Raw genomic sequence first — 5,305 nt, forward strand, 5'->3', positions numbered from 1 at the left:
GATCGCTCCGTATGGGGGCCGGGTGTCGGTGGCGGCGGTGAACGGTCCGGCGGCGGTGGTCGTCGCGGGTGAACCCGGCGCGCTGGACGAGGTGCAGACGGTGTGCAAGCGGGACGGTGTCCGGGCCCGCCGCGTCACCGTGGACTACGCCTCCCACACCGCACAGGTCGAGGCGCTGGAAGCGGAGCTAAGGGAAGCTCTGGCACCGGTGCTGCCGACGGCCGGAACGATCCCCGTGTACTCCACGGCGGTCGGTGCGATCGTCGACACGGCCACGATGGATGCCGGGTACTGGTACACCAACCTGCGCAGCCAGGTCGGTTTCGAGCCCGCCGTCCGCGCCCTCATCGACAAGGGCGCCGGATGCTTCCTGGAGATGTCCCCCCACCCCGTGCTCACGATGGCGGTGGAGGACACCGTCGAGGCGCGGGACGCGGTCGGCCGGGTGGCGGTGGTCGGGTCTCTGCAGCGGGACAAGGGGGGCCTCGCCCGTTTCATGCTTTCGCTCGGTCAAGCGCACGCCGCGGGAGTGGTAGTCGACTGGGAGGCGGTGTACGCGGGTACCGGCGCGAAGCGCGTCGATCTGCCCACCTATGCCTTCCAGCGTGAGAACTACTGGTTGATGCCGACGGCGCAGGCCGGTGATGTCGCTGCGGCGGGCCTGGACCGGATCGAGCACCCGGTCCTCGCGGCGGCCGTGCAGGTCGGTGACCGTGACGAGTGGGTCTTCACCGGCCGTATATCCACCGAGGCGCAGCCGTGGCTGCGGGATCACGTGGTGCTGGGTGTGGTGATCGTCCCAGGTACGGCGTGGGTGGAGCTGGCGTCGGTGGCCGGTCGCCGGGTGGGTGTGCCGGTGGTGGACGAGCTGGTGATGGAGGCGCCGCTCCTGCTGGAAGAGGGGCGGAGTGCTCAGCTGCGGGTCACTGTGGGTGCCGCGGGTGAGGACGGGCGCCGTGAGGTGGCGGTCTTCGCCCGCCCCGAGGCCGAAGCCGGGGACGGCCATGGCGATGGCCACGGCAATGGCAATGGCAATGGTGATGGCGATGGCGAGATGACCTGTCACGCGCGGGGATGGCTCGCCGCGCAGGACACCGCGCCGGCATCGTCGTGGGTTCCGGCGCAGTGGCCGCCCGCCGAGGGTGCGGAGATGACCGCGGGCGAGCTGTACGCCGGGATGGCGGAGCTGGGGTTCGACTACGGGCCCGCGTTCCAGGGTGTGCGTGCGGCGTGGCGTGCCGGTGATGTGGTGTTCGCCGAGGTCGCCCTGCCCGGCGACACCGGTGGCGAGAGCTTCGGTGTCCACCCGGCGCTCTTCGACGCGACGCTGCACAGTGCGTTCGCCGAGAGGGGCTCGGGCGGCGGTGCGACGATTCTGCCGTTCTCGTGGTCGAAGGTGACCGTGGGGCGCACGGGTCTGTCACGGGTTCGCGTACGGATCTCGCCCTCGGGTGACGCCGCTTTGCGCGTGGACGCGGTGTCCGAGCAGGGCGAGCCGGTGCTGAGCCTGGGCCGGCTGGACATGCGTCCGGTCGACCCCGCCCAGTTGGAGCGCCTGCGCCGGGGCGGTGGACAGCCGGTCCACCGGCTCGACTGGACGCCGGTCACGGCGGGTGCGGCCGGCTCCGTGCGGGTTGCGGTGCTCGGTGATGTGGCCGAGGTGGAACAGGCCGTGGCCGACGGCGGTCCCGTGCCGGAGCTGGTGCTGGCCTCGGTCGTCACCCCGGATGGGGACGCGGCGGTAGCTGCCCGGCACGCCGCCGCCGAGGCGCTGGGGCTGGTGCAGCGGTGGTTGGCCAGTGAGCGGCTGGGTGGGGCCCGGTTGGTGGTGGTGACCCGGGGTGCGGTGTGCGCCGTCGACGGTGAGGCACCGGACATCGCCCAGGCGGCGGTGTGGGGTCTGTTGCGCAGTGCGCAGTCCGAACACCCCGACCGGTTCCTCCTCGTGGACGTGGACGTGGACGGCGACGAGCCGGACTGGGGTGCGGTGCTGGGCGCCGATGAACCCCAACTCGCCGTGCGGGGCGGGAGGTTGCTGGCGCCGAGGCTGTCGCGTGCGTCCTCCGGTGAGTCGATGACCGTGCTCGACCCCGAGGGCACCGCAGTGATCACTGGCGGTACGGGTGGTTTGGGCGCCGTGTTCGCCCGGCACCTCGCGGCCGCGCACGGCCTACGTCATCTGCTGCTGCTGAGCCGACGAGGTCTGGAGGCCGATGGTGCCGCCGAGCTGGTGGCGGAGCTGAAGGGCCTCGGCTGCGAGGCCCGGGTCGTGGCCTGTGACGTGTCCGACCGCGAGCAACTGGCCGCTGCGCTCGGCTCGATCGAGCGACCGCTGACGGCGGTGGTCCACGCGGCCGGTGTACTCGACGACGGTGTCATCGAGTCGCTGACACCCGATCAGATCGGGCGGGTCATGCGGCCGAAGGTGGACGCGGCCTGGCACCTGCACGAGTTGACGGCCGACGCCGACCTGGCGGCGTTCGTGCTCTTCTCCTCGGTCTCCGCGCTGATCGGCAGCCCCGGTCAGGGCAACTACGCCGCGGCGAACGCCACGTTGGACGCCCTGGCAGGGCTCCGCCGGGCGGCGGGTCTCCCGGCCGTCTCGCTGGCGTGGGGTCTGTGGTCGGGCACGGCCGGCATGACGGCGCAGTTGGACGAGGCCGAGCTGGCTCGCCTGGAGCGCATGGGTGTCAGTGCGCTCACCGCGGAGACCGGTCCCGCGTTGTTCGACCGGTCGCTGGAGGTGGATGCGGCTGTGGTGGCTCCGGTACTGCTGGAGACGGGGGCGTTGCGTGCGCAGGCCCGTGCGGGGATGCTTGCGCCGTTGTTGCGCGGGCTGGTGCGCATGCCGTTCCGGGCGGCGGTCGACGCGGGCGCCGCGGTGCTGGCACAGCGGTTGGCCGGGGTGCCGGAGGCGGACCGTGAGCGGATCGTGCTGGAGCTGGTCCAGGCGCAGGTCGCGGGTGTGCTCGGGCATGCCTCGGCCGCGTCCGTCGACCCGGAGCGGGCGTTCAAGGAGCTCGGGTTCGACTCGCTGAGCGCGGTCGAGCTGCGCAACCGGCTCGCCCAGGCCACCGGCGTACGGCTGCCCGCCACCCTCGTCTTCGACCACCCCACCCCGAGCGCGGTCGCCGGCCTGTTGCTGGCGGAACTCGGCGGCGGGACGCCGGCCGAACCCCTCATCGACCAAGAGGTGAGGAAGCTCGGCGACATGCTCGCTACCAGCTCCGCGGAGGAGCAGCAGCGGGTGGCCAAGCACCTGCGCGCCCTGCTGGCCGGTATCAGCGCCGACGCGGGCGACGGCGCCCAGGGCGGCAAGAGGCAGGGCACCAGGGAGCGGCTCGAGGCCGCGACCACGGCGGAAGAGATCTTCCAGATGATCGATGTCGACTTGGGCGACGAGTAACGGGGGCACGGAGATGACGGAGAACATCGATCAGCAGGAAAAGCTCGTCCGCTACCTCAAGAAAGTGGCGCTCGAACTCAACGAGACCCGGGCCCAGCTCGAAGAGGTCGAGTCCCGGGCCACCGAACCAGTGGCGATCATCGGCATGAGCTGCCGGTACCCGGGTGGCGTGACCTCGCCGGAGGAGCTGTGGGAGCTGGTGGCCTCCGGGCGCGACGCCATCTCCGGGCTCCCCACCGACCGCGGCTGGGACCTGGAGCGGCTCTACGACCCCGACCCCGACCAGCCCGGGAAGATCTACGCCCAGGGCGGCGGCTTCCTGGAGGGGATCGGGGAGTTCGACGCGGAGTTCTTCGGGATCAGTCCGCGCGAGGCGCTGGCGATGGACCCGCAGCAGCGTCTGTTGCTGGAGGCGGCCTGGGAGGCGTTCGAGCACGCCCGCATCGACGCGACCTCGCTGCGGGGCAGCGACACCGGCGTCTACTGCGGACTCAGCGTCACCGACTACGGCGTGGGCCCGGACAAGAGCCTGCCCCAGCTGGAGGGGTTCCAGCTCACGGGCGGCTCGGGCAGCGTCTCCTCCGGCCGCATCTCCTACCTGTTCGGCCTGGAGGGGCCCGCGGTGTCGGTGGACACGGCCTGCTCCTCCTCCGGCGTGACCCTGCACCTGGCCGCGCAGGCTCTACGGGCGGGCGAGTGCGCGCTGGCCCTCGCCGGCGGTGTGACCCTCATGCCCAGCCCCTTCATGCTGCGGGAGTTCAGCCGCCAGCGCGGCCTGGCGACGGACGGCCGGTGCAAGGCCTACTCGGCGTCGGCGGACGGGACCGGTTTCTCCGACGGTGTCGGCCTGGTGGTGCTGGAGCGGCTATCGGACGCCAAGCGCAACGGCCGGCGGATCCTGGGTCTGATCCGGGGCAGTGCGGTGAACCAGGACGGCGCGAGTAACGGTCTTACGGCGCCGAATGGTCCGTCGCAGGAGCGGGTGATCCGGCAGGCGCTCGCCGGCGCCGGCCTGCGTCCGTCCGACGTGGACGCGGTCGAGGGCCATGGCACGGGCACCGTGCTCGGGGACCCGATCGAGGCGCAGGCGTTGCTGGCGACGTACGGCCGGGAGCGGGAGGGGGATCCGCTGTGGCTGGGGTCGATCAAGTCGAACATCGGTCACACGTCGGCCGCTGCGGGTGTGGCCGGTGTGATCAAGATGGTGATGGCGATGCGCCACGGGGTGCTGCCGAAGACCCTGCACGCGGACGAGCCCTCGCCGCACGTGAATTGGGAGTCCGGCCGGGTCGAGCTGCTGACCGAGGCCCGGGAGTGGACCTCGGACGGTCGTCCGCGGCGTGCGGGTGTGTCGTCGTTCGGCGTGAGCGGCACCAACACCCACATCATCGTCGAGGAGGCACCGGCCGAGGAGCCGATGACGGACGAGCGGGCCGAACCGTTGGCACCGTTGCCGTTCGTCGTGTCGGCGCGGAACGATGTGGCGTTGCGGGCGCAGGCGGAGCGGTTGCGTTCGCATGTGCTGTCCCGGCCGGATGTGTCGGTGGTGGATGCGGCGTATTCGCTGGTGGTGTCGCGGGCGTTGCTGGATCGCCGGGCCGTTGTGGTGGCCCGTGACAGGGATGAACTGGTCGCGCAGCTTGGTGAGTTGACGCTCGGCGAGTCGGCGGTTGCGGGTAAGTCGGCGTTCTTGTTCACGGGGCAGGGGTCCCAGCGTGCCGGTATGGGCCTGGAGTTGGCTAAGGCGTTCCCGGTGTTCGAGCGGGCCTTGAGTGAGGTGTGTGCGGAGGTTGATCCGCGGCTTGGGCGTTCGCTGCGTGAGCTGCTGGGGTCTGATGGTGATGTGCTGAACTCGACGGAGTTCACGCAGGTGGCGTTGTTCGCGGTTGAGGTGGCGCT

Annotated in this window: 2 protein-coding genes; both read left to right on the forward strand. The window is 71.4% G+C overall.

Features of this window, described 5'->3' with window-relative positions; genetic code table 11:
- The coding region (locus tag ACWC0C_RS47940) for an SDR family NAD(P)-dependent oxidoreductase (RefSeq protein WP_450871492.1) at window positions 1–3,406 on the forward strand (3,406 nt) is incomplete at its 5' end.
- Between the two features lie 13 nt (window positions 3,407–3,419).
- Window positions 3,420–5,305: type I polyketide synthase (locus ACWC0C_RS47945; protein WP_450871493.1), on the forward strand; the 1,886-nt coding region annotated here is incomplete at its 3' end.

This window comes from Streptomyces sp. NPDC001709 (genome assembly GCF_053596375.1).